The following is a 22,123-nucleotide window of genomic DNA, read 5'->3' on the forward strand; positions in this document are numbered from 1 at the left end:
TCTGTCCGGGCCATCGCCGACGCCGGGAGTCTCACCAGGGCGGCGACGGCGCTCGGGCTCGCACAGCCTGCGTTGAGCGCACAGCTCAAGCGCATCGAACGGGCCTTGGGAGGCGCGTTGTTCGAGCGTGGCCGGCATGGAGTGCGGGCCACGGCGCTCGGCGAGCTGGTGCTGGAGCGGACCCGTGTCGTGCTGCCCGCGGTGACCGAACTGCAGCAGGAGGCGGCGCGGTTCGCCCGCACCCCGCGCGCCACGGCCTGCTTACGGCTGGGCGGCACCCACGGTCCGCTGCTCGGCGCGCTGGTGGACCGGCTGGACCCGGTGTTCGTCATGGTCCCCGAGGGGCATGCCCTCGCCGCCGCGCACGAGGTCGCGCTGGCCGAGCTGGCGGCGGAGGAGTGGGCGTGCGTACCCGGAGACGGGTGCTTCGGGAACTGCTTCACCGCCTCCTGCGCCCGCGCCGGTTACACACCGCGCCGGATGTACGAGACGGACACCTCGTCCGTCGTCCACCTTGTGCAGGTGGGACGGGCGGTGGGGTTGTGCCGGGCGACGTTCCCGACCACGCCGGGGATCGTCACCCGGCCGCTGCGCGGCACGCCGCTGACCTGGCGGCATCTGCTCGGCCGGCATGCGGTGGCGCAGTACACCGATAAGACGGACAACGCCGCCACCGCCGCCACCGTTCTCGCGCAGGCCCGCAGGGCGCACGCGGGCGTGGCGGCGCGCAGCGACAGCTACACCCAGTGGCTGGCGGCGCGGCGCGTGCCCTGACGTTGTTTCCCACAACGTCTTCCACACCGCCCTCCACACGTGCCTTCCCAACGCCTTCCATAACGCCGGGGAGAGGGTCAACCGACGTCTTATGTACGCCTGTTGTGCCTCCCTACGGTTTCGGCACTCCCCACCGAGCGAGACCGAGACCGAGGAGATCCCCATGCTCCAGCGACACACCCGAGCCAGAGCCGCGGGTGCCGCGGTGGCGGCGACGGCCGCCCTGCTCGTGGCCGGGCTCAGCGGCGCCACGAGCGCGCGTGCGGCCGCCTCCGACGTGCCCGCCTCCCCCACCGCCCCCACCGCCCCCTCGGCCGCCGAGACCCTCCGCACCGACGCCGCTTCCCCCGCCCTGCTCCGCGCCATGGAGCGCGACCTCGGCCTGGACCGGCGGCAGGCGGAGCGGCGCCTGGGTGCGCGGCGCCGACTCCGGCACCCTCACCGTGGCGACCACGGACGCCGCCGACGTACCCGCGATCGAGGCGCGAGGCGCCGACGCGACCGTCGTACGCCACTCCCTCGCCGACCTGGACGCCGCCAAGGCCCGCCTGGACCGGGCGGCGGCGCACGAGGACACCACCGACGCGCCGGTCTGGTACGTCGACGTCACCACGAACCGCGTCGTGGTGCAGGCCGTACGCCCGTCCGCCGCCCGCGCCCTGCTGGATGCGGCCGATGTCGACGCCTCCCTCGCCCGGGTCGAGAGGACCACCGAGAGGCCCCGCGCGCTGTACGACCTGCGCGGCGGCGAGGCGTACTACATCAACAACAGCGGGCGCTGCTCGATCGGCTTCCCGGTCACCCGGGGCGGCCGGCAGGGCTACGCCACGGCCGGACACTGCGGCCGGACCGGGGCGAGCACCAGCGGCTACAACCGCGTCACGCAGGGCACCTTCCAGGGCGCGATCTTCCCTGGCCGCGACATGGCGTGGGTGGCGACCAACTCGCAGTGGACGGCGACGCCGTACGTCCGGGGCGCCGGCGGCCAGAACGTCCAGGTCACCGGGTCGACGCGGGCGCCCGTCGGCGCATCCGTGTGCCGCTCCGGCTCGACCACCGGCTGGCACTGCGGCACCATCCAGCAGCACAACACCAGCGTCACCTACCCCGAGGGCACCATCACCGGCGTCACCCGCACCACGGTGTGCGCCGAGCCCGGCGACTCCGGCGGCTCGTACATCTCCGGCAGCCAGGCGCAGGGCGTCACCTCGGGCGGCTCGGGCAACTGCAGCAGCGGCGGTACGACGTTCCACTAGCCGATCAACCCGCTGCTCCAGAACTACGGCCTCACCCTGAAGACGACCATGGACCCCGGCGACCCGGGCGACCCCGGTGACCCGGGCGGCACCTGGGCGCCCGGCACCGTCTACCAGGCGGGCGACACGGTGACGTACGGCGGCGCCGGCTACCGCTGCCTCCAGAGCCACCAGGCCCAGCCGGGCTGGGAGCCGCCGAACGTACCGGCGCTGTGGCAGCGGGTGTGACCCACTGACACCCACGGGAGGTGGGACCGGGCCCGGGTGTGCGCCGACCGGCACCCCGGCCCGGTCGGGTCCTGCCCCGGTCAGCCGTGCTCACGGCTCGCATGGGCGCGGAACACCCGCTCCTCGTGCGGCCCGTAGGCGAGGTCGAAGACGACCAGAACCCCGGTACGGCGGTCCCGCCCCTCGGCTGCGTCCCTCAACTGGACGTCGACTCGCCGGTCCCGGAGCGTTCCAATGACCGCGGGGACCACCGCGACAGCGAGCACGGCGAGGGCGATGACGGCCTGGAGGGCCGTGTCGAAGGCACTGTTCATGGACCCAGCGTCGCCGGGGGCCGACCCGCACGGGAGTGGCAGGACCGACGGACGACATCGAATTCCTGCCAACAGCCGGTAGCTCACCGGGCCCGGTCACGTACGGGTGGCCACCCCGCAGGCGGCCACGTCGCGTGCCTCGTCGGTCAGCGGCCTGCTCCGGTCGTAGGGGTCCTCGGCGGGACCGGTGGGCACAGGTCCGAGAAGGTCGTCCGGGAAGGCCGGGTGCAGGTAGCCGTCGTGGGCGTCGCAGTCGGAGTTGGAGTAGTCCGCCGTGTAGCTCTCGGGCAGGAGTTTGCCCTTGGTGGCCGCCCACCGGCCCGGGTCGGCCATCGTCAGCGTCAGGTCGCGGCGGACGATCGTGCGCGCCACCTGGTCCCCGCCCCCGTGCGCGCGGACCAGCGGGTAGACGAACGTGTAGTCCGCGTGCACCTTCAGCTCGCCCGGCCGCGAGGCGGCGAAGGTCATGTGGCCGCGCACCTTGATCACGTCACCGGCCAGGCGCACCTCGTCCGGGTCGAAGCGGGTGAAGAGCCTGAGGGGATCGTTCTTCCGGGTCGGCTCGCGCAGCGCCCGGCGCAGCTCGGACAGCAGGGCCGACTGCTTGGGCTCCAGCAGGTCCAGTGCCCGTTCGGGCTGCTCGCCGCGCAGCACGGCCGGGTTCATGTTGCCGGCCACCAGGAACTCCTTGGTGTTCCGCAGCGCCAGCTCCACGTCCGCCTCGGTCAGCCCGGCGACGGCCTTCGCCTCCGGCAACTCGATGGCGTCGGCGCCGTCGGCCCAACGCTCGGCGGGCGAGCCGCGGAACGGATGCTCGCGGGTGGGCAGCGCGGCGTCGACCTGGCCGGGGGCGCTGGTGGGCAGCGCGGTCTCGGCGGGCAGCGGGGTCGGGGATGCGGCTGCTTCGGCTTCCCGCCCGGGTATCCGGTCCAGCACCAGCGAGGGCCGTACGGCGACCACGGCCAACGCCACGGCCAGAGTCACGCCGATGACGGACCCGATCTGGCGGCGACGGGTGCGGGTGCGGGTGCCGTTCATCTCCTGCCACGCCGGGCCCGTACGCCAACCCGGCGGGGTGCCGGGCGGCAGGCCCTGCACCTTCCGCTTCCGGCGCGGCCACCTTCCGCCGCCCTGGGCGCGCCGAGCCGCCTCGTCCTGCTCCCGCAGCCGCGCCGCCACCATCCGCGCCCGCGCCGACGGCTCCTTGGGCGCCGGTGCGCCACCGCCTTCGGCGGCCTCGCGCAGGAACGACTCCAGCTGCTCGTCGGATATGACAGAGGACGATTCACCGGACGGCTCGCCGTCGGGACGCTCGGGCGGCGGGACGGTACTCACGCTCTTGCACTCTCTGTTCGTCAGGTTGTGCTTGCTACGCGAAGCGGCCGTAGGCCGCCAGACGCTCACCGGCGCCGCCCTCCAGCCACTCCCCGGTGTCCGGCTCGAAGGGGACCGGTACCCCGCCCTCGGCCTCGGGGATGAAGGGCATGTCCACCGTGTCCCACACAAACGTCCGTAGGAAGGCGGCGAAGCCGCCGTCGAACCGGGCGGTGTCCGCTCCCCGACCCGGTCGGCCCGCAACGGTCCAGCGGTCCGGGTCGTCGCCGGCGGTCACCCAGTACAGTCCGTCGCCGCCCGTGGTGAACCCCCAGGGCAGCCAGCCGCCGGGCTCGGGGAAGAGCGGCACGCGAGGCGCCTGCCCGGTGAGCTCGGCACGGGTTCGGGCGCTCCGGCGCTCCTGGTCCAGGCGCGCGGCCAACTCGGTGTTGCTGTTCTCCACGCCGGGGACGCAGACGATCAGATACTCGTCGAAACTGCCCGGCCCGAACCAGTACACGTACTCCTTGTAGTCCGCCGGCAGCCGGGTTCCCACGGCAGCCTCGGCCCGGTCCCAGTCGACCTGGTAGCGCCGCGGGACGGTCAGGCCCGCGTCACGGGCGAGTTGCTCGATGCTCACGGCGTTCCTCCAGAGGTCGGCGGGAGTCCGTCGGGGGTGTTGTGGACGGTCCAGTGCTGGAGGCGGCCACTGCTGCCCAGCGCGTACAGCTCGACGGTGACGGGCACGGGGTTGCTGCCCTCGTACCGGGGGACGGAGGCGTAGAAGATCCGCTCCCCGGCGTCGAGTCTCGCGCGCACGGCCGACTCGTATCCTTCCATGACGTCGGAGTTGGCCGCGTTGTACATCTTCACCAGGTTGCGCCGGTTCCGGCCGTTGCCGCCCAGCTGGCGTCCGAGCAGATGCCCGCGGGCCCAGCCCCGCTGTCCGTCGAGGTGCTGCCACCCCGCCGGGTTGCTGCGGTCGGTACCGCGGCCCCGGGTGGTGTCGCCGCCCATGATGTCCGTGTCCTTGCCCGGGTCGGCCTTCCTGCCGCGACCGCGGTAGTCGACCGCGTCCGCCCGGAGGCAGGCGGTTACACCGGTGGCCCGATCCCGGGAGTCCAGCGGATGGTAGTACACCCAGGACTTGCCGCCGCCCTTCATGCAGTTGCCCGGCTGGTTGTTCCACTCGGCGAGGAGACCCTTGAACTCCTCGCTCAGCTCACCCTGCTGGTCGAAGCCCGGGAAGTGTTTGAAGAACCTGCGCAGTTCCTTCTCGCTCAGCCCCAGGTCCTTCAGTGACCGGGTGAACGACTCGTCCACGAACCGGTCGTGCTCGTCGTCCGTGGTGGCCGCGGTGGTCGGACGCGCCGTCTCGGTGAACAGCGCATCCTTGATCAGCTCCTGCCACGGCGGCGGGGGCGGAGGCGGAGGCGGGCCGGGATCGACGCAGGAATAGACGCACACGTCGGGCCCGCCGCCGGGACCACCGCCGGAACCCCCGTAGTAAGTGCTGATCACACGGCCGCGGTACGGGCCGGTGCGGTAGTTGTTCGGGCCTGACGGCTGGACTCCAGGACTGGAGTCGGGCCTCGTGACGGGGCCCCAGTGGGTCGTGGGTTCGCGCGTCAGGCTCCGGTACAGGTCGTAGGCATCCCAGGCCCAGCCGATCGGGCCGAGCGCCCGCTTGCCGACGAAACGCAGCACCTTTCCGGGGTTCCTAACCACCCAGCGGGCACCCGACTTGGCCGCCTGGTACCCCTTGTTGGCGTACCTTTCGGCTTCCCGGATCCCCCGGTCCACCCAGTCGGTGTCGATGCAGCCGCCGAACAGGCACACGTCGTGTCCGCTCGGGTCGGTGTTCACCAGCGGGTTACCGTTGCCGTACCCGTACCGGTTCGCGTTGATCGACGGCACCGGGTTCAGCGTCCAGGAGTCCCGGGCGGAGAAGCCCCCAGTCGCCGGGTCGTACCAGCGGGCATGCATGTTCACCTGGCCTGTGGCCGGGTCGGTGTACTCACCCTGGTAGCCCAGCGCGCTGGTGGCGCCCGACCGGGCGGTCACCTCGCCGAACGGTGAGTAGCCGGTCGAGCCGGTCAGCGCGCCCGTGGCCGGATCGAAGGCACCGGTGACGTCGTCGTGCAGGCCCGACAGCAGCACGGCGGCGTTCGTGCCGTCCGCGTCGGCCGAGGACAGGGGGTCACCGGCCGGATCGCGGAAGACCAGCCCGCCGGCCACGGCGACCGGGTTGTTGGACAGGTCGGCGTATTCCAGGGACTGGCTGCCCCGGCTCACCAGTCGGCCCAGCGCGTCGTACGCGTACGCCGTGCCGTCCGCCGACACCATCCGGCCGAGCGCGTCGAAGGCCGCCGTGTGGCTGCCGCTCCCGTCACTACTGCCGGTGCGGGCACCGCGTGCCGAGTACGTGTACGTCGTGTCCCCGGCCGACAGCAGGCGATTGCGCTCGTCGTACGTCGCCGTCACATCGCCCGCGCTCGTGCGGTTGCCCGCCGCGTCCCAGGTGTACGACGTGACCGTGTCGTCTGCGCCGGTCCAACTGGTCAGGCGGCCGGCCCAGTCGTAGCCGTAGGACTGGGTGCCCGCGCCCGCGGTGCCGGTCGTCGTCTTCTCGGTCAGGTGGGACGCCTCGTCGTAGCGGTATGCCGCCGATGCCGTCGTCGTGCCGGACGGGGATTTCAAAGTGTCCGACGTCGGACGGTCCAGGACGTCATAGCCCAGCGAGCGCGTCACGCCCGCGGCGCCGTACGCCACCGACGTCAGGCGGGATGCCGTGTCGTAGCCGTACGTATGCGTCGCCTGGGTCAGCGCATCCACCGTCGTCCTCAGGCGGCCTGCGGTGTCGTAGCCAAAGGTGGCCTGGCCCGCCGCGTCCGTGCGTCCGTGCGTCCGGTGAGCCTGCCCTCCTCGTCGTAGGAGAAGGTCGCCGTGCCCGCCCCGTCCTCGTCGCTTATCCCGGTCACCCGGCCCGCCAGGTCGTACGTCGTGCGGCTGGTGCGCCCTGCGGGGTCGTCACCGACGCGGGCAGGCCGGTGGGGCCGTAGGTGTAGGCGGTCACGCCGCCCGCGGTGTCCCTGGCGGTGAGCAGGTCGCCCGCCGCATTGTAGGTGCCGGACGTGGTCAGGCCGGTAGGGCTCTTCGTCGACAGCAGGTTTCCGGCGTCGTCGTAAGTGAGCGTTGTGGTGAACGCACCCTGCACGGGGCGGCGTTCGAACACCGTGGCTGTGACCTGGCGGCCGAGGTCGTCGTACGTCGCCTCCGTGCGGGCACCCGTCGGGTCGGTGGCCGACAGCTGCTCGCCCAGCAGGTCGTAGGTGAAGGTGGACACCGGGGCGGTGGCGCCGTCCTCGGGGGCCGGTTCCTCCACCTTGGCCAGGTTGCCGAGCTGGTCGTAGGTGTAGGTGGTGACCTTGCCCAGAGCGTCGGTCTCGCTCGCCAGGTTGCCGGCCGCGTCGTAGGTCCGGGTGGCCTTCGACGTCAGCGGGGCCGTGGCGCCGGGCGGGGTGTAGTCGGGCAGCGTCGTGCTCGTCGCCCGGCCCAGGCGGTCGTACGCGGTGCGCGTGACGTGGCCGTTGGGGTCGCGGACGTCGGTCGCCTCGCCGAAGGTGTTGTAGCCGACGGTGACGGTCGGGCGGACGGTGGCCGCCGGGGACTGCCGGGTCTGGGCCGTCACCGGGGCCTGGCGGGTCTCGACCAGGCGGCCGAGCGCGTCGTAGCGGTGGTCGGTGGTGTGGGCGGCCGGGTCGGCGCCGGTGGCGTTGCCGCGCGGGGATGTCACGGCGACGACCAGGCCGCGGTCGTCGACCTCGTAGGTGGTGACGAGGTCGTCGGTGCCGTTCTCCACCGTCTCGCGGGTGATGTCACCGGTGGCGTTGCGGTGGTAGCTGACCTTCTCGGTACGGGTTCCGCCCGCCCCCGTGGCGGTCACGGCGAGGACGGCGCCGCCCGCGTCGTAGGTGTAGGCGGTACGGCGGGCCAGGCCCGTCGGGTCCAGGACGTCGGCGGTGGTGCGGCCGGCGGCGTCCACCTCGTAGGCGGTGGTGACCTTGCCGTTGCCGGTGGTCTCCCGCACGAGGTGTCCCGCGGCGTCGTACGTGCGATCGCTCAGCATTAGGTCGCGGGTGGAGCCGTCCGGGTCACGGAAGCCGACGAGGATCTCCTGGGCCTTCAGGCCGTCGTCGTAGTAGGTGTTTCGCGTCGTGCGGCCCATCGCGTCGGTGTGCTCTCCCAGGCGGCCGGCCGGGTCGTACGCATAGGAGTCCAGCACCACGTCCTCGGCGGTGGACGGGTTGTTCGGGTCGCCGGTGTAGCCGGTGAGCGTCACCGTCGCGAGTTGGCCGAGCGCCGTGTAGGCGTATCGGAAGGTTCCCCGGCCGGGCAGGGTGCGACTGGTCTGGTGGCCGTGGACGTCGTGGGTGTACGTCTCCTGCCCGCCCTCGGGATCGGTGAGCGTGGCCAACCGGCCGTGTGTGTCGAAGGTGCGCCGGGTGGTGCGGGTGGAATCGCCACCGAGGAGGTCGGCAACGGACTCCGTCAGGACCTTGCCGTCGGCGTCGTAGGTGTACGTGGTGCGCGCCTGGTGGTCGGTGCCGGTGACCTCGTTGGTGGTGACCGGGCCGGTGACCGTCAGCGGGCGGGACTCGCCGTCGTAGGTGGTGGTGGTCGTGACGCCGTCGGGGTGCGCGTCGGAGACGACCTTGCTGCCGGTCTCGCGGCCGAGCGCGTCGTAGGTGTACTCCGTGACGACGCCCGCCGGGTCGGTGACCTTCGCCAGGTCCCCGGTCGCGGTGTACTGCCGTGTGGTCACGGCGCCGCGTGTGTCGGTGCTGGTGGCGAGGAGGCCCGCCGGGGTGGTGCCGCCGCCGACCGCGGCTTCCGTGCCGTCGGTGAAGGTGAAGGACTCGGTGCGGCCGGACGGGAAGTCCGGGGTGGCCGGGGAGGTGGTGGAAGTCCGGTCGCCGTAGGTGTTGTAGCCGTAGCTCGTCTTGTACGTGTTGTCGGTCGCGCTCGCCGAGCGGGCGTCGCGTACGGCGGTGAGCTGGTCGTTGCGCGGGTCGAGCGGGTCCGCTGCGTTCAGGTAGTAGCTGTAGTACGCCGTGTGGCAGGTGGCGCTGTTCGCCGTGTCGCGGCACGTGGTCTGGGAGATCTTGTTGCCACGTGCGTCGTTGCCGAAGCGGGTGACCGTGCCGTCGGGGCCGGTTGTGGCCGCCAGGTAGCCGCCGGTGTCGTAGTCGAAGGTGCCGGTGTGGCCCGCCGCGTCGGTCTGGCTGATGAGCCGGTTGCCCTGCAGCGGGTCGTAGGTGTAGCTCGACTTGCGCTGGTCGGGGTCGGTGACCGTGACCGTGAGGGTGGTTGTGCCGGCGACGGCCGGTTCATTGTCACCGGCGGGCTGGTCCGCGGTGCCGGTCACAGCGAGGTCGGAGAGCTGGTAGGTGCCGCCGTTGGCGTCGGTGTACGACGAAACACGGTCGTGCACGGTGTCGTAGGTGACCTCGGCGTGCACCCGGCCGCTGGGCAGCGTCACCTTCGTCAGTTGCTGGGCGATCGTGCCGGCGGCGTGGTGCTCGGCAATGGTTCGAGCGCCGAGCGGGCGGGTGCAGCGGCGCGCCAAGGGCGCAGTGCCGGGCGCCGTGGCCATCGGCAACCACTTCGGCTGGACCGTCGGCGCTCTCGACACCAACGGCGACGGCCGCGTGGAACCTCTGGTGGGCGCGCCCGGCTACGGCGCCGGAACGGTCACCATCCTCAAGGTCAAACCCGCAACGCTCGAGTCGGCGACGGCCGTCTCGCAGAGCAGCCTGGGCGGAGGAACCGGGGGTAGCGGCGACGCCTTCGGCATCGCGCTGCCGCACTGAGTGACGCGTCAGCTGTCCGAGGCGTACGCCACAAACTCCGCCCAGGCGGCGGGGGTGAGGGCGAGGCGGGGGCCGTTGTCACGGTGCTTGGAGTCGCGGACGTGAATGGTGTGGGAGGCTATGGCGATCTCGACGCAGGAGTTTCCGTCCGTGCCGCTGCTGTAGCTGCTCTTGAACCACGCCAGTTCGGAGGCGTCCCCGGCAGAGGCATTGCGGATCATGTTTCTCCCAGCAGATTCTCGATGAAGGCCAGCGACTCCCTCGGGGGGAGAGCCTGCGCCCGGATGGTGCCATACCGCAGCTCAAGGATGCGCAACTGCCTCGGATCGGCGATCGCCCGCCCGTTGAACGCACCATCGGAGCGGCCCACTGCCGTACCGTCCGGGAACTTCAGCAACTCGATCTTGCCGTCCACTCCCGGGTGGGCGTCGGTGTTCGTCGGCATGACCTGAAGCGTGACGTTGTTCAACCGCCCCACCTCCAGCAGATGTTCGAGTTGCTGCCGCCACACCATTGTGCCCCCAACCTGTCGGCGCACCGGTGCCTCTTCCAGCACGAAGTGAAGGGACGGGGCCGGGTCGCGATCGAAGACCGTCTGCCGGGCCAGACGAGCGGCCACCATGCGCTCCACGTCGTCCGGGGAGTACGGGGGCTGCGCCGCCTCCATCAGAGCGCGGGCGTGACCTGGCGTCTGCAACAGCCCATGGACGCTGTTGCACTCGTATACGCCGATCTCAACCGCCTTGCCCTCCAACTGCCCCAGCTCCCGCACCTTCTTCGGGTACCGGACCTTCTTCACGTCCTCCCAAGTAGCCGCGACGAGCCCACCGGCCCCCAGCACCTCGTCCGCCCTGTCCAGATACTCCTGCCGAGGAATCCGCTTCCCACCCTCGACCTTGTAGACCAGGTCCTCCCCGTACCCGATCGCCCTCCCGAACTCGGCGGCCCGCATCCCCACCGCCTCTCGCCGCAGCTTCAACTGCCGCCCGACGGTCGCGATGACCGCGACTCCCCACTCGTCGTCCGGATCAACCTCCCAACCCGGCTCGTCCGCCTCGCTCTTGAGCCGGCCCGTCTCCGCCTCGACCGTCGTCATCACGCACCCCTCCGTCGTACCGCTACGTGCAGCAGCGCCCTACCCGTACGCCCCGCCCCGCCAGCCCGGACACACCGGACAACCTCCGGACAGTCACTACACGTAAGCATCGAGTCACTTCTCACGGTAAGCGCACACCGCCACGCTGAGTGACGTGAACCAGAAATCCGCCGAACTCGCGATGCCCGTCCGCCACTTCGACGCTCAACTCTCCCCCACACCACGCGGCGCCCGCCTCGCCCGCCTCCTCGCTACCGAGCAACTGTGCTCATGGGGACTACCGTTGGACCCGGCACGGCAGATCGTCGCCGAGCTGGCCGCCAACGTGGCGGCCCACGGACGCACCCCCAGCCGCGACTTCCAGCTCCTGCTCTACGTCGTAGGCGACACCCTCCGCATCGAGGTCACCGACACCCGAGGTGACCGCCTGCTCCAACGAACCACCCCGCGTGACGAGTCCGGCCGCGGCCTCCTCCTCGTGGACGCGCTCGCCGACCGCTGGGGAGTGACCGAGGGCCCGCCCCCGCGCAAGACGGTCTGGGCCGAGGTACACCACCTCCCACCGGAGCCCGCCCCCTCGTGCTCCGGTGCCCCGGCGCCTTTCCCCAAGGAACCTGAGGGAGAAAGAACCCCCACCAAGCCCCACCCCTCCCGCCCCCAGCGCAACTCCCTCACCCGAGGGAACATGACCAACTGGTCTCGGCGTGCACCTCGACGGCGGTAACGTCACCGGACAGCACACCTAGGTCCGTGTGACCTTCCCGCATTCGGCCTCGCCCGGCGTCTTGGACACGGACCGGCTCCGGTCGTAGGGATCGATGGCGGGGCCGGCGGGCGGTGCACCCGTGGGCCCGGTGGTGGGGAAGGAGGGGTGGAGGTAACCGTCGTGGACCTCGCACTCGACGTTGTAGTACTCCCCTACGTACCCCTCCACCTGAAGCCTCCCCTCCGTGACCTGCCACCGGCCCGGATCGGACAGCAGCACCGTCAGATCCCGCTGGACGATGGTGCGCTCCACCTGCTCGTCCCCACCCTCGGCCCGCACCAGCGGATAGACGAAGGTGTAGTCGGCGTGCACCCGCACCTGACCGGGCTTCCCCGCCTCGAAGGTCATGTGCCCCCGCACCTTCACCACGTCGCCCGCCGGCTGTACCTCGTCCGGGTCGAAGCGGGAGAAGAGGTTCACGGGGTCGTGCTCGCGGTCCGGCGAGCGCAGCGACCGCCGCGCGTCGGCCAGCATGCCCGGTTGCTTCGGGTCGAGCAGCGCCATCGCCTCGGTGGGCTGCCCGCCACGCAGGACGGCCGGGTCGAGGTTGCCGGCGACCAGGAACTCCTTGGTGAGACGCAGCGCGAGCGCCACCTCGGCCTTGCTCATGTCGCCCACCGCCTTGGCGGCCGGGAGTTCGATGGCGTCCGCGCCCTCGGCCCACGCCCGGGCCGGTGAGCCGCGGAACGGTTCGTCGAGCGTGGGCAGCCCGGCCTGCGCCGTGTCTCCGGGCGCGCTCGACGGCAGGGCCGTCTCGGCGGGCAACGGCGAGGGGGCGGAGACCGACGCGTCACCGCCGGGGAGCCGGTCCAGCAGCAGTGACGGGCGGATCGCGACCACGGCGAGTGCCACGGCCAGCAGCACACCGAGAACCGAACCCGCCTGACGCCGACGCCGTCCACGGCCGTTGATCTCCTGCTACGCGGGCCCGGTGCGCCAGCCGGGCGGCTTGGCGGGCTGCGGCGGCCGACGACGCCCCCACTTACGGCCCCTACGACCGCCGCGCGCCGCCTCGTCCTGCTCCCGGAGTCGCCAGACCACCATCCGCCCGCGCCGACGGCTCCTTCGGCGGAGCGGCACCGCCGCCCCGCTCGACCTCACGCAGGAACTCCGCCAACTCCGCGTCGGATATGGACACGCCCGCACGCGCCCCGCCCGGATCACGCCGCCCGCTGAAAACTCCGCAACCGCACGAACGACGACTCCAGCCCCCGCTTCAACGCCCGAGCCACCGGCCGCTCCACGAACCGGTGCACCAGCCAGCTCAGTACCAGGAACCCGGCGATCAGGGACGCGACCAGAAGGCGGGGGTCCATGGTGTCGCGGAGGTGGTGGATGAAGACGATGCCGGCGAGGTAGTGCATGAGGTAGAGCGGGTACGTCAGGCAGCCCGCCGTCACCAGCCACTTCCAGCGGATGCGGTCGGTGTAGCCGAGCGCGATGGCCACCATCAGCAGCATGAAGGCGGTGAAGATGACCACCGCGCCGCGCCAGCTGCTGACCTGCTCGTACTCGACCCGCTCCCCCAGTTCCAGCTGGCCCATGAGCCAGGCCATCGCGAGGATGCCCCACAGCAGCAGGTCCTGGCCGAAGCGGTGCATGAGGTAGAGGGCGAGACCGGCGATGAAGTACCAGGCGGCGCTCGGGTCGGCGACCAGTGTCAGCAGCGGGAACTTGGAGATCGGGGCCAGCATCGCCGCCGCGCCCCAGACGCAGCAGAAGACGACGACCCGACGGTACGTCAGCCCCATGGCGACGACCACCAGGAACAGCAGATAGAACCGCAGCTCCGACCAGAGCGTCCAGTACACGGGGTCGACGTTCGGGATGTCGGAGCCGGCCTGGAGCATCGTCAGGTTGAACAGGATCTCCCGCAGCCGCAGCCGCTCCTGCACACCCGGCAGCAGCACCAGCACGGCCGTGGTGAAGAAGACGGCGAACCAGTACGCGGGGTACAGGCGAATCACACGCGAGACGAAGAAGTCCTTCGGCGTGCGGCCCCAGCACGACATGCAGATCACGAAGCCGCTGATCACGAAGAAGATCTCGACGCCTATCCAGCCGAAGGAGGCGACGCGGAACACCGTCGGCATGATCTCCGAGATCGGACGGTCCCAGATGATGTTGCCCGGCTCATTGGCCCGTCGGGTGCCGACGAAGTGGTGCAGGACGACCATCAGGGCGGCGACGAGGCGGATGCCGTCGACGATGTACAGCCGCGGCCGCTGCCGGGAGGCGCGTGCCGAGGCGGCGGCCTTCGGTGCGTCCAGCGGCTGTGGCGGGCGCTCGGCCACCTCGACCGGCATGGGTATCGACAATCCGCTGCGCACACCCTGCATCAGGAGTCCTAGCCATCCTCGGGAGACTCGGGCCGACGGCCACTGACAGACGGTTCACGCTACGTCGGCGCCTTCCGCCCCACAGGGACAGAAAAGAACAATCCCCCCGCGCGCACGGGGAGTTGCCGTAAACCTCGCCAATCCGCCGCACAACGTTCGACCAGGTTTCACTCAGGCTGGGGGCAACCAGCGAAATGTTCGAGTGCGGCCGGGCACGGCAAAGGGGCCCGTACGACCGGAAGTCGGTCGTACGGGCCCCTTCAGGCCTTGTCAGGTCAGGTGACCCTCAAGCAAGCGGAACTTACTTGACGATCTTGGTGACCTGGCCGGCGCCCACGGTCCGGCCACCCTCACGGATGGCGAACTTCAGGCCCTCCTCCATGGCGACGGGCTGGATCAGCTCGACGCGCATCTCGGTGTTGTCGCCCGGCATGACCATCTCGGTGCCCTCGGGGAGGTGCACGACACCGGTCACGTCAGTCGTACGGAAGTAGAACTGCGGGCGGTAGTTGTTGAAGAACGGGGTGTGGCGACCACCCTCGTCCTTCGACAGGATGTAGGCCTGGGCCTCGAACTCGGTGTGCGGGGTGACAGAGCCCGGCTTGATGATGCACTGGCCGCGCTCGACGTCCTCGCGCTTGATGCCGCGGAGCAGCAGACCGACGTTCTCACCGGCCTGGCCCTCGTCGAGCAGCTTGCGGAACATCTCGATACCGGTGACCGTGGTGGTGGTCTTCTCGGTCTTGATGCCGATGATGTCGACGGTCTCGTTGACCTTCAGGACACCACGCTCGATACGGCCGGTGACGACCGTACCGCGACCGGTGATCGTGAAGACGTCCTCGATCGGCATGAGGAACGGCTTGTCGACGTCACGCTCGGGCTGCGGGATGGCGGTGTCGACGGCGTTCATCAGGTTGAGAACGGAGTCGACCCACTCCTGCTCGCCCTCGAGGGCCTTGAGCGCGGAGACGCGGACGACCGGCAGGTCGTCGCCCGGGAACTCGTACTCGGAGAGGAGCTCACGGACCTCGAGCTCGACGAGCTCCATGATCTCCTCGTCGTCCACCATGTCGGCCTTGTTCAGGGCGACGACGATGTACGGAACGCCGACCTGGCGGGCCAGGAGCACGTGCTCCTTGGTCTGCGGCATCGGGCCGTCGGTGGCGGCGACCACCAGGATCGCGCCGTCCATCTGGGCGGCACCGGTGATCATGTTCTTGATGTAGTCCGCGTGACCCGGGCAGTCGACGTGGGCGTAGTGACGCGCCTCGGTCTGGTACTCGACGTGCGCGATGGAGATGGTGATGCCGCGCTGACGCTCTTCCGGCGCCTTGTCGATGTTGTCGAACGGGGTGGCCTCGTTCAGGTCCGGGTACGCGTCGTGCAGCACCTTGGTAATGGCGGCCGTGAGGGTCGTCTTACCGTGGTCGATGTGACCGATGGTGCCGATGTTGACGTGCGGCTTAGTCCGCTCGAACTTCGCCTTCGCCACTGGGGTCCTCCTGTGGAGTGGTTCTGTACGCCTTACTTCAACGGCGCCAGGTGATCTTTGCTGTTAGGTCCCGGGCCCCGGGACATTCACCCGGGAATGCGGGGGAATGCCCCGTGAGGCACCGGAGTCAAGCCTACGGCGTGTGAACGCGGTGCGTTACTCGCCCTTGGCCTTCGCGATGATCTCCTCGGCGACGTTCCGCGGAACCTCGGCGTAGGAGTCGAACTGCATGGAGTAGCTGGCGCGGCCGGACGTCTTGCTGCGCAGGTCGCCGACGTAACCGAACATCTCCGAGAGGGGCACGAGGCCCTTCACGACGCGGGCACCCGCCCGCTCCTCCATGGCCTGAATCTGGCCACGGCGGGAGTTGATGTCGCCGATGACCTCACCCATGTAGTCCTCGGGCGTGGTGACCTCGACGGCCATCATCGGCTCAAGGAGAACGGGGCTGGCCTTGCGCGCGGCCTCCTTGAAGGCCTGCGAACCGGCGATCTTGAACGCGAGCTCGGAGGAGTCGACCTCGTGGTAGGCACCGTCGAGCAGCGTCACGCGCACACCGGTCATCTCGTAACCGGCGAGGATGCCGAACTGCATGGCCTCCTGGGAGCCGGCGTCGACCGAGGGGATGTACTCCTTCGGGATACGACCACCGGTGACCTTGTTGACGAACTCGTACGAGGCGTCGCCGCTCTCGATCGGCTCGATCGCGATGATCACGCGAGCGAACTGGCCGGTACCACCCGTCTGCTTCTTGTGGGTGAACTCGACCTTCTCGACCGCCTTGCGGATGGTCTCGCGGTACGCGACCTGCGGCTTGCCGACGTTGGCCTCGACCTTGAACTCACGGCGCATACGGTCGACCAGCACCTCGAGGTGCAGCTCGCCCATACCACCGATGATGGTCTGGCCGGTCTCCTCGTCCGAGTGGACCTGGAAGGACGGGTCCTCCTCGGCCAGGCGCTGGATCGCGACGCCGAGCTTCTCCTGGTCGCCCTTCGACTTGGGCTCGATGGCGACCTGGATCACCGGCGCCGGGAAGTCCATGGACTCCAGGATGACCGGGTTCTTGTCGTCGGACAGCGTCTCACCGGTGGTGGTCTGCTTCAGACCCATGACGGCGACGATGTCACCGGCGCCCACCGACTCGATCTCCTCACGCTTGTTGGCGTGCATGCGGTAGATCTTGCCGATGCGCTCCTTCTTGCCCTTGACGGAGTTCAGCACCTGAGTGCCGGACTCCAGGCGGCCGGAGTACACACGGACGAAGGTGAGCTTGCCGAGGTGCGGGTCGCTCATGATCTTGAACGCCAGCGCGGCGAGCGGCTCCTCGTCCGACGGCTTGCGGGCGATGACCTGCTCCGGGTCCTTGACGTCGTGGCCCTCGATGGCCTCGACGTCGAGCGGGGAGGGCAGGTAGCGCACGACCGCGTCGAGCAGGGGCTGAACGCCCTTGTTCTTGAACGCGGTGCCGCAGAAGACGGGGGTGACGGTGGTGCCGCCGCCCTTGCCGGACGCGATGGTGATGCGACGGATCGCGGCGTAGAGCTGCTCCACGGAGGGCTCGGTGCCCTCCAGGTACAGCTCCATCAGCTCCTCGTCGTTCTCGGCCACGGCCTCCAGCAGCTTGCCGCGGTACTCCTCGGCGGCCTCGGCGTGGGTGTCCGGGATGTCGACGGTGTCGTACATCTCGCCCTTGGTCGCCTCGGCGGACCAGACCAGGGCCTTCATCGTCACGAGGTCGATGACGCCCTTGAAGTCGGCCTCCGCGCCGATCGGCAGCTGCATGACCAGCGGCTGCGCGCCCAGACGGTCGGAGATCATGTCGACGCAGCGGTGGAACTCGGCACCGGTCCGGTCCAGCTTGTTGACGAAGCAGATACGCGGAACGCCGTAGCGGTCCGCCTGACGCCACACCGTCTCGGACTGGGGCTCGACACCGGCAACGCCGTCGAACACCGTCACGGCACCGTCGAGCACACGCAGGGAGCGCTCCACCTCAACGGTGAAGTCGACGTGCCCCGGGGTGTCGATGATGTTGATGGTGTGGTCGACGTTCTCCAGCGGCCAGTGGCAGGTGGTGGCAGCCGAGGTGATCGTGATGCCACGCTCCTGCTCCTGCTCCATCCAGTCCATGGTGGCAGCGCCGTCGTGGACCTCACCGATCTTGTAGGACACACCGGTGTAGAACAGGATCCGCTCGGTGGTGGTCGTCTTGCCCGCGTCGATGTGGGCCATGATGCCGATGTTGCGCACCCTGGCCAGGTCAAGCGAAGTGGTAGCCATAAGGCTTCAGTCTTCTCTCGGTTCTCGATGGGGTAGCGACTACCAGCGGTAGTGCGCGAAGGCCTTGTTGGACTCGGCCATCTTGTGCGTGTCCTCGCGCTTCTTCACAGCGGCACCGAGGCCGTTGGACGCGTCGAGGAGTTCGTTGAGCAGACGCTCGGTCATGGTCTTCTCGCGACGGGCGCGGGAGTAACCGACCAGCCAGCGCAGCGCCAGGGTGTTGGCACGGCCGGGCTTGACCTCGACCGGGACCTGGTAGGTGGCGCCACCGACACGGCGGGACTTGACCTCGAGGGTCGGCTTGATGTTCTCGAGAGCGCGCTTGAGCGTGATGACCGGGTCGTTGCCGGTCTTGTCACGCAGGCCCTCCATGGCGCCGTAGACGATGCGCTCGGCGGTGGAGCGCTTGCCGTTCAGCAGCACCTTGTTGATCAGGGAGGTCACCAAGGGGGAGCCGTAAACCGGGTCGATGATGACCGGGCGCTTCGGGGCGGGGCCCTTACGAGGCATTCTTACTTCTCCTTCTTGGCGCCGTAGCGGCTGCGGGCCTGCTTGCGGTTCTTGACACCCTGGGTGTCGAGGGAGCCGCGGATGATCTTGTAGCGAACACCCGGCAGGTCCTTCACACGGCCACCACGCACGAGCACGATGGAGTGCTCCTGCAGGTTGTGTCCCTCACCCGGAATGTAGGCCGTGACCTCGATCCCGCTGGTCAGACGCACACGCGCGACCTTACGCAGGGCCGAGTTCGGCTTCTTCGGGGTGGTCGTGAACACACGCGTGCAGACGCCGCGACGCTGAGGGGAACCCTCGAGTGCGGGCGTCTTGTTCTTCTCGACCTTGTCCTGCCGGCCCTTGCGGACCAGCTGCTGGATCGTAGGCACTACTTCTCCGGTTTCTGTGTGCCGATGGGTACAGCTAACCTGGAACGTCGCCGACCCACGCGGTCGGGTGTGTCGAATCCGGCGGACTCCCGCCGCAAGGCGAAAAGAGCACAGATTACGGTGGCCGCTCACGGCTCGCTATGCGGTTGAAGGCACGCACAAGAGCCAGGGCACACCCCAGGCACAAGGTCTGAGCGTACCTACCGCATACGCTGCGGTCAAAACAAATGCCCGGCGCCGACCGGGCCACGCTGACCACGGCAAATCTCCTGTTCGGCCGACCCCCGGCCGAACCCCGCCCCCACCGCCTTGCACGCATGTGCGACCCTGTGGGGATCTTATGACAGATGTTCACGATCAGCCGGACTGTGATGCCCCACCCAGGGCCCGGTGATCGGGCCGAGGGGGGACCACAGGTCATGAGTACGGCTGCCGACTCCGCGACGACGGATTCCGCCGTGTCCGACGACGAGGCCACGCAGCGGCCCCGGACAGTCCGGCGCCTCAGGGTGCCGCCCGGCCTGCGACCGTACGGCGCTCCCCTGCTGCTCTACGGCGCCGCCAAGCTCGTCGGGACCGTCGTCTTCGCCATCCTGCTGATGGCCTCCGGGGACTTCCGGGAGAAGAACCCGCGCTTCGGCGGCGGCGCGCACTGGTGGGACGTACTCGCCACCTGGGACGGCTGGTGGTACCTCCAGGTCGCCGAGAAGGGGTACGAGCCCGGGCCGCTGCGGCGGCTCGATCCCGGCGGCATGTTCACGGTCGAGCAGAACTCCGTGGCGTTCTTCCCGCTCTATCCGGGCCTGATACGAGGCACGTCCGAGGTGACCGGGCTCGGGCTGTACGGGTCCGGGATCCTCGTCTCGGTGATCGCGTCCTTCGTCGCGGCCGCCGGTATATACGCCGTGATCTCGCTGCTCGCGGGCGCCCGCGCCGGCACCATAGCCGCCGGGCTGTGGGCGGTGGCGCCCGGCGCGGGCGTCGAGTGGGCGGTGTACTCCGAGTCCGTGTTCGTGGCGATCGCCGCCTGGTGCTGCTACTGCGTGATGAAGGGCCGCTGGGCGGCCGCCGGGCTGCTGGCCTTCGTGGCCGGCCTCAACCGGCCCACGTCCGCCGCGCTCATCGGAGCCGTGGGGCTCGCCGCGCTGGTGACGCTGGCCCGGCGGGAGGGCCGACGCAAGCACGGGGTGGCGGGGCCGGTGTACGCCATGTGCGCCGCGCCGCTCGGCCTGCTCACCTATGTCGTATGGGTCGGGCTCAGCATGGGCGAGCTGACCGCGTACTTCACGCTCCAGCGCGAGGGGTGGGCGCACTTCTTCGACTTCGGCTCGTACACCCTGGACGTGCTGGCCAACACGGCCGTCGGGAAGCACGACTACATCTTCGCGTTCTCCGTCCCCGACCTCCTCGCCTTCCAGCTGGTGCTGGCGCTGCCGTTCCTGATCGCGCTGATGCTGCGCAAGCGGCCGCCGCTGGTGCTGGTCGCCTACACGCTGGCGAGCATCGTCAGCGTCCTGGGCACCCAGCAGATCTTCGGCAACACCTCGCGCTACCTCCTCCCCTGCTTCCCCCTCCTGCTCGCCCCGGCCGCCGCGATGACCAGGCTCGGGTGGCCGGCCCTGACCGTCTTCTTCGCGACCGCGGCGCCGGCGTCGGGGTGGTACGCGCACTACGTGCTGTTCGAGCTGGGGGTTCCGTAGGCGTCGGTCCGCGCCGGCCGGCGCGTCGTATGCCGGGCCCTGCCGTCCTGCGTCGCGCCGCGTGCCGCGCGTTCCGCCGCGAAGACGTCCTCCAGGCGGAAGAGCTGGGCGCGCCCGGCCTTGCCCGCCGGGCTGAGGTGCCCGAGCTGGACCCACTTGCGGATGGTCGCCGGGGCGACACCGGCCTCGCGCGCGGCCAGTGGGCCGGGGATCAGGGTAGGGCGTTCCCCAGTGCTCATCGGACCGTCTCCTGCTGTGCGCGCGTCCACTCCGTCTCGTCCCAGGTGTGCCGGTAGGCGGGGTCGTCGCAGCAGCCGCAGTCGGGGTCCGTGCAGCGGCAGGCCGGGTTGACGCACAGCACCGCGCGGCGGTCGGGGAAGGCGCGCAGCGAGACCGAGTCGCACCAGGGGCAGCGGCCGGAGACCCGTACGACCGTCTCGGTGTCCCCCAGCGCGCGGGCGCACCGCCGGGCCATACGGCGACTCTCGTCCCGTACGTGCGCGGCGAGTACGGCGTCCCCGGCGATGTCGTCGAGCAGGGCCGCGATACGCCGCAGCCGTTCCGGCACCGGGGCGCGCCGGGCCCGGGACAGGCCGAGCCGGGCCCGTACCGCCTCCTCCAGTTCCACCACGCCGTCCGTGATGTCGCGGATGGTGTCGGAGATGTGCAGGCGGAGGGGGGCCGCGCTGTGACCGGGAGCGGTGAGTCCGTGGCGCTGCTCCAGGAGCAGCGCCTCTTCGCGCTCTTCGCGGAGGCGGGTGGCGAGGTCGGTGGGGGGCGGGGCCGGGGCGTGAGTCGCGGAGGTACGGGCGGGGGCCAGTTCCTCGGACAGTTCCGGGAACTGCTGGGCCAGCATGCCGATCCACAGGGCCGCTTGTGCGGTCGGCCGGTCGGGCAAGGGAGCCTCCAAGGTCGTTCAGCGAACGTGGGCCTCACACCCTGACAGATTGCGTGCGCGCCCGCAACAAAGTTCGATCACTGCACCGCCCCTGGCCACCCGCCCTTACCAAACCCCCTCATTGCTTGCACGAAAGCACGTAATTCCGCGTGCGCAAGCACGCTAAACTCTTCGCCACCCAGAGAGAGCGAGAGCAGACATGACCACCCCCGAACTGGATGCGTTCGCAGCGTGGGTCGAGGACCTGATGCGCAGCCGCGGTTACGACATCGACAGCCCGCGCGGCGGCGGCAAGTCGCGCATCGCGGACGAGGCGGGCGTGCACCGCGCCGCCGTCACCCGGCTACTGCAACGGCAGAGCATGCCCGACCTGGAGACCACCCGCCGGCTCGCCCGCGTGCTCGGCGTGCCCGTCCGCGACATGCTGATCCGCTCCGGTCGGCTGACCGCTGAGGAGCTGGCGGATCCGCACACCCATCTCGGCTCCGACCCGGTCCGGCCCGCACCCGGGCGCCGACCCACCCTGACGGAGGTCGCCGATCTGCTGGGGGTGCCGGCGGACCGACGGGAGATGTTCGTGCGGGTGGTGGAGCAGTTCCTGCCGGCGGCGGAGGGGGACGAGGGGTCGCCGGAAGCCGGGCAGGGTGGCGGGCGGCGACGCCGGACGCCTTCGACGGAGAGCGCCGCCACCGAGGCGCCGTCACTCATCTCCGGCTGACCGGACCCGCTCTTCGGCCGACCGGACGACCAGCAGATGCGGCGGCGGGCCGGCCGCCGGCATCACCAGGGCGCCAGCGACATCGCGGGGCGCCCCTTCTGCATGAGCGCCCAGCCCTCTCCGCCATGAGAACTCAGGCACCCTCCGCCTGAGAACAGGCACCCTCCGCCATGAGAACTCAGGCA

At 70.2% G+C, this 22,123-nt stretch carries 20 protein-coding genes and 2 pseudogenes; 6 read left to right on the plus strand and 16 right to left on the minus strand.

Annotated features, from left to right (window positions below; genetic code table 11):
* Positions 1–12 precede the first annotated feature (12 nt).
* Entirely contained in the window at positions 13–774 is a 762-nt protein-coding gene (locus I2W78_RS15350; protein ID WP_196464576.1) for a LysR family transcriptional regulator, read from the plus strand.
* Positions 775–937: 163 nt separating this feature from the next.
* Positions 938–2,258, plus strand: a pseudogene (locus I2W78_RS15355) (carbohydrate-binding protein).
* A gap of 80 nt (positions 2,259–2,338) precedes the next feature.
* Here I2W78_RS15355 and I2W78_RS15360 read toward each other — a convergent pair.
* The 6 genes from I2W78_RS15360 to I2W78_RS15385 all read right to left on the minus strand — a co-directional run bounded on the left by I2W78_RS15360 (position 2,339) and on the right by I2W78_RS15385 (position 9,428).
* Complete coding sequence (locus I2W78_RS15360) at positions 2,339–2,572, minus strand: hypothetical protein (RefSeq protein ID WP_171114334.1); 234 nt, start codon at positions 2,570–2,572, stop codon at positions 2,339–2,341.
* A 96-nt stretch (positions 2,573–2,668) separates the two neighbouring features.
* Positions 2,669–3,907: a hypothetical protein gene (locus I2W78_RS15365; protein WP_196460403.1), complete on the minus strand. Its 1,239-nt coding sequence runs from the start codon at positions 3,905–3,907 to the stop codon at positions 2,669–2,671.
* A 34-nt stretch (positions 3,908–3,941) separates the two neighbouring features.
* Positions 3,942–4,526: an SMI1/KNR4 family protein gene (locus I2W78_RS15370; protein WP_171114332.1), complete on the minus strand. Its 585-nt coding sequence runs from the start codon at positions 4,524–4,526 to the stop codon at positions 3,942–3,944.
* On the minus strand, positions 4,523–6,721 hold the full coding sequence (locus tag I2W78_RS15375) for an RHS repeat-associated core domain-containing protein (protein WP_196460405.1): 2,199 nt from the start codon (positions 6,719–6,721) through the stop codon (positions 4,523–4,525). Before I2W78_RS15375 ends, I2W78_RS15370 begins: the two co-directional genes overlap by 4 nt.
* Before the next feature lie 8 nt (positions 6,722–6,729).
* A complete protein-coding gene (locus tag I2W78_RS15380; protein ID WP_196460407.1) occupies positions 6,730–6,867 on the minus strand; it encodes a hypothetical protein in 138 nt (45 codons plus the stop codon).
* Positions 6,864–9,428 carry an RHS repeat protein gene (locus tag I2W78_RS15385; protein WP_196460409.1) on the minus strand — a complete coding sequence of 855 codons (2,565 nt, stop codon included), beginning with the start codon at positions 9,426–9,428 and terminating at the stop codon, positions 6,864–6,866. Before I2W78_RS15385 ends, I2W78_RS15380 begins: the two co-directional genes overlap by 4 nt.
* 46 nt (positions 9,429–9,474) lie before the next feature.
* Here I2W78_RS15385 and I2W78_RS15390 point away from each other — a divergent pair, with 46 nt between their 5' ends.
* On the plus strand, positions 9,475–9,759 hold the full coding sequence (locus tag I2W78_RS15390) for an FG-GAP repeat protein (RefSeq protein WP_196460410.1): 285 nt from the start codon (positions 9,475–9,477) through the stop codon (positions 9,757–9,759).
* 8 nt (positions 9,760–9,767) lie between these two features.
* On the opposite strand, the gene I2W78_RS15395 is transcribed toward I2W78_RS15390, so the two are convergent.
* Together I2W78_RS15395 and I2W78_RS15400 are read right to left on the minus strand one after the other, a co-directional pair.
* Complete coding sequence (locus tag I2W78_RS15395) at positions 9,768–9,980, minus strand: DUF397 domain-containing protein (RefSeq protein ID WP_196460411.1); 213 nt, start codon at positions 9,978–9,980, stop codon at positions 9,768–9,770.
* The gene (locus I2W78_RS15400; protein WP_196460412.1) at positions 9,977–10,855 is read right to left on the minus strand and encodes a helix-turn-helix domain-containing protein; all 879 of its coding nucleotides are present in this window, start codon (positions 10,853–10,855) and stop codon (positions 9,977–9,979) included. The genes I2W78_RS15395 and I2W78_RS15400 overlap by 4 nt, the downstream gene beginning before the upstream one ends.
* Positions 10,856–11,009: 154 nt before the next feature.
* Here I2W78_RS15400 and I2W78_RS15405 point away from each other — a divergent pair.
* Positions 11,010–11,429: pseudogene (locus tag I2W78_RS15405) on the plus strand (ATP-binding protein); the annotation flags it as partial.
* Positions 11,430–11,597: 168 nt separating this feature from the next.
* Here the strand turns inward: I2W78_RS15405 and I2W78_RS15410 are convergent.
* The 6 genes from I2W78_RS15410 to rpsL all read right to left on the minus strand — a co-directional run bounded on the left by I2W78_RS15410 (position 11,598) and on the right by rpsL (position 18,622).
* A complete protein-coding gene (locus tag I2W78_RS15410) occupies positions 11,598–12,485 on the minus strand; it encodes a hypothetical protein (protein WP_307783700.1) in 888 nt (295 codons plus the stop codon).
* Between the two features lie 296 nt (positions 12,486–12,781).
* Complete coding sequence (locus I2W78_RS15415; protein WP_196460413.1) at positions 12,782–13,927, minus strand: acyltransferase family protein; 1,146 nt, start codon at positions 13,925–13,927, stop codon at positions 12,782–12,784.
* 334 nt (positions 13,928–14,261) lie between these two features.
* Entirely contained in the window at positions 14,262–15,455 is a 1,194-nt protein-coding gene (tuf, locus tag I2W78_RS15420; RefSeq protein ID WP_196460414.1) for an elongation factor Tu, read from the minus strand.
* A gap of 156 nt (positions 15,456–15,611) precedes the next feature.
* The gene (fusA, locus tag I2W78_RS15425; protein WP_196460416.1) at positions 15,612–17,738 is read right to left on the minus strand and encodes an elongation factor G; all 2,127 of its coding nucleotides are present in this window, start codon (positions 17,736–17,738) and stop codon (positions 15,612–15,614) included.
* 39 nt (positions 17,739–17,777) lie between these two features.
* Positions 17,778–18,248, minus strand: coding sequence for a 30S ribosomal protein S7 (rpsG, locus tag I2W78_RS15430; RefSeq protein WP_009330725.1), 471 nt, complete (start codon positions 18,246–18,248; stop codon positions 17,778–17,780).
* 2 nt (positions 18,249–18,250) lie between these two features.
* Positions 18,251–18,622, minus strand: coding sequence for a 30S ribosomal protein S12 (rpsL, locus tag I2W78_RS15435; protein WP_003948652.1), 372 nt, complete (start codon positions 18,620–18,622; stop codon positions 18,251–18,253).
* A 419-nt stretch (positions 18,623–19,041) separates the two neighbouring features.
* On the opposite strand from rpsL, the gene I2W78_RS15440 reads away from it, so the two are divergent.
* Entirely contained in the window at positions 19,042–20,322 is a 1,281-nt protein-coding gene (locus I2W78_RS15440) for a glycosyltransferase family 39 protein (RefSeq protein WP_196460418.1), read from the plus strand.
* On the opposite strand, the gene I2W78_RS15445 is transcribed toward I2W78_RS15440, so the two are convergent.
* Together I2W78_RS15445 and I2W78_RS15450 are read right to left on the minus strand one after the other, a co-directional pair.
* Entirely contained in the window at positions 20,292–20,561 is a 270-nt protein-coding gene (locus tag I2W78_RS15445) for a hypothetical protein (RefSeq protein WP_374222670.1), read from the minus strand. The genes I2W78_RS15440 and I2W78_RS15445 overlap by 31 nt on opposite strands.
* Positions 20,558–21,178, minus strand: coding sequence for a hypothetical protein (locus tag I2W78_RS15450; protein ID WP_196464577.1), 621 nt, complete (start codon positions 21,176–21,178; stop codon positions 20,558–20,560). The genes I2W78_RS15445 and I2W78_RS15450 overlap by 4 nt, the downstream gene beginning before the upstream one ends.
* Before the next feature lie 241 nt (positions 21,179–21,419).
* On the opposite strand from I2W78_RS15450, the gene I2W78_RS15455 reads away from it, so the two are divergent.
* Complete coding sequence (locus tag I2W78_RS15455) at positions 21,420–21,938, plus strand: helix-turn-helix domain-containing protein (protein ID WP_230885461.1); 519 nt, start codon at positions 21,420–21,422, stop codon at positions 21,936–21,938.
* The last annotated feature ends 185 nt before the right edge of the window (positions 21,939–22,123 follow it).

The sequence above is a fragment of the Streptomyces spinoverrucosus genome (genome assembly GCF_015712165.1).
GTDB classification, from domain to species: Bacteria; Actinomycetota; Actinomycetes; order Streptomycetales; family Streptomycetaceae; genus Streptomyces; species Streptomyces spinoverrucosus_A.

Excerpts from the sequence above, each read along its gene's own strand:
- I2W78_RS15400 (WP_196460412.1), bottom strand. The coding sequence starts at position 10,855 with ATGACGACGGTCGAGGCGGAGACGGGCCGGCTCAAGAGCGAGGCGGAC.
- I2W78_RS15440 (WP_196460418.1), top strand. The coding sequence starts at position 19,042 with ATGAGTACGGCTGCCGACTCCGCGACGACGGATTCCGCCGTGTCCGAC.
- I2W78_RS15450 (WP_196464577.1), bottom strand. The coding sequence starts at position 21,178 with ATGCTGGCCCAGCAGTTCCCGGAACTGTCCGAGGAACTGGCCCCCGCC.
- fusA (WP_196460416.1), bottom strand. The coding sequence starts at position 17,738 with ATGGCTACCACTTCGCTTGACCTGGCCAGGGTGCGCAACATCGGCATC.
- I2W78_RS15395 (WP_196460411.1), bottom strand. The coding sequence starts at position 9,980 with ATGATCCGCAATGCCTCTGCCGGGGACGCCTCCGAACTGGCGTGGTTC.
- I2W78_RS15445 (WP_374222670.1), bottom strand. The coding sequence starts at position 20,561 with ATGAGCACTGGGGAACGCCCTACCCTGATCCCCGGCCCACTGGCCGCG.
- I2W78_RS15360 (WP_171114334.1), bottom strand. The coding sequence starts at position 2,572 with ATGAACAGTGCCTTCGACACGGCCCTCCAGGCCGTCATCGCCCTCGCC.
- rpsG (WP_009330725.1), bottom strand. The coding sequence starts at position 18,248 with ATGCCTCGTAAGGGCCCCGCCCCGAAGCGCCCGGTCATCATCGACCCG.
- I2W78_RS15390 (WP_196460410.1), top strand. The coding sequence starts at position 9,475 with ATGGTTCGAGCGCCGAGCGGGCGGGTGCAGCGGCGCGCCAAGGGCGCA.
- I2W78_RS15455 (WP_230885461.1), top strand. The coding sequence starts at position 21,420 with ATGACCACCCCCGAACTGGATGCGTTCGCAGCGTGGGTCGAGGACCTG.
- I2W78_RS15415 (WP_196460413.1), bottom strand. The coding sequence starts at position 13,927 with ATGCCGGTCGAGGTGGCCGAGCGCCCGCCACAGCCGCTGGACGCACCG.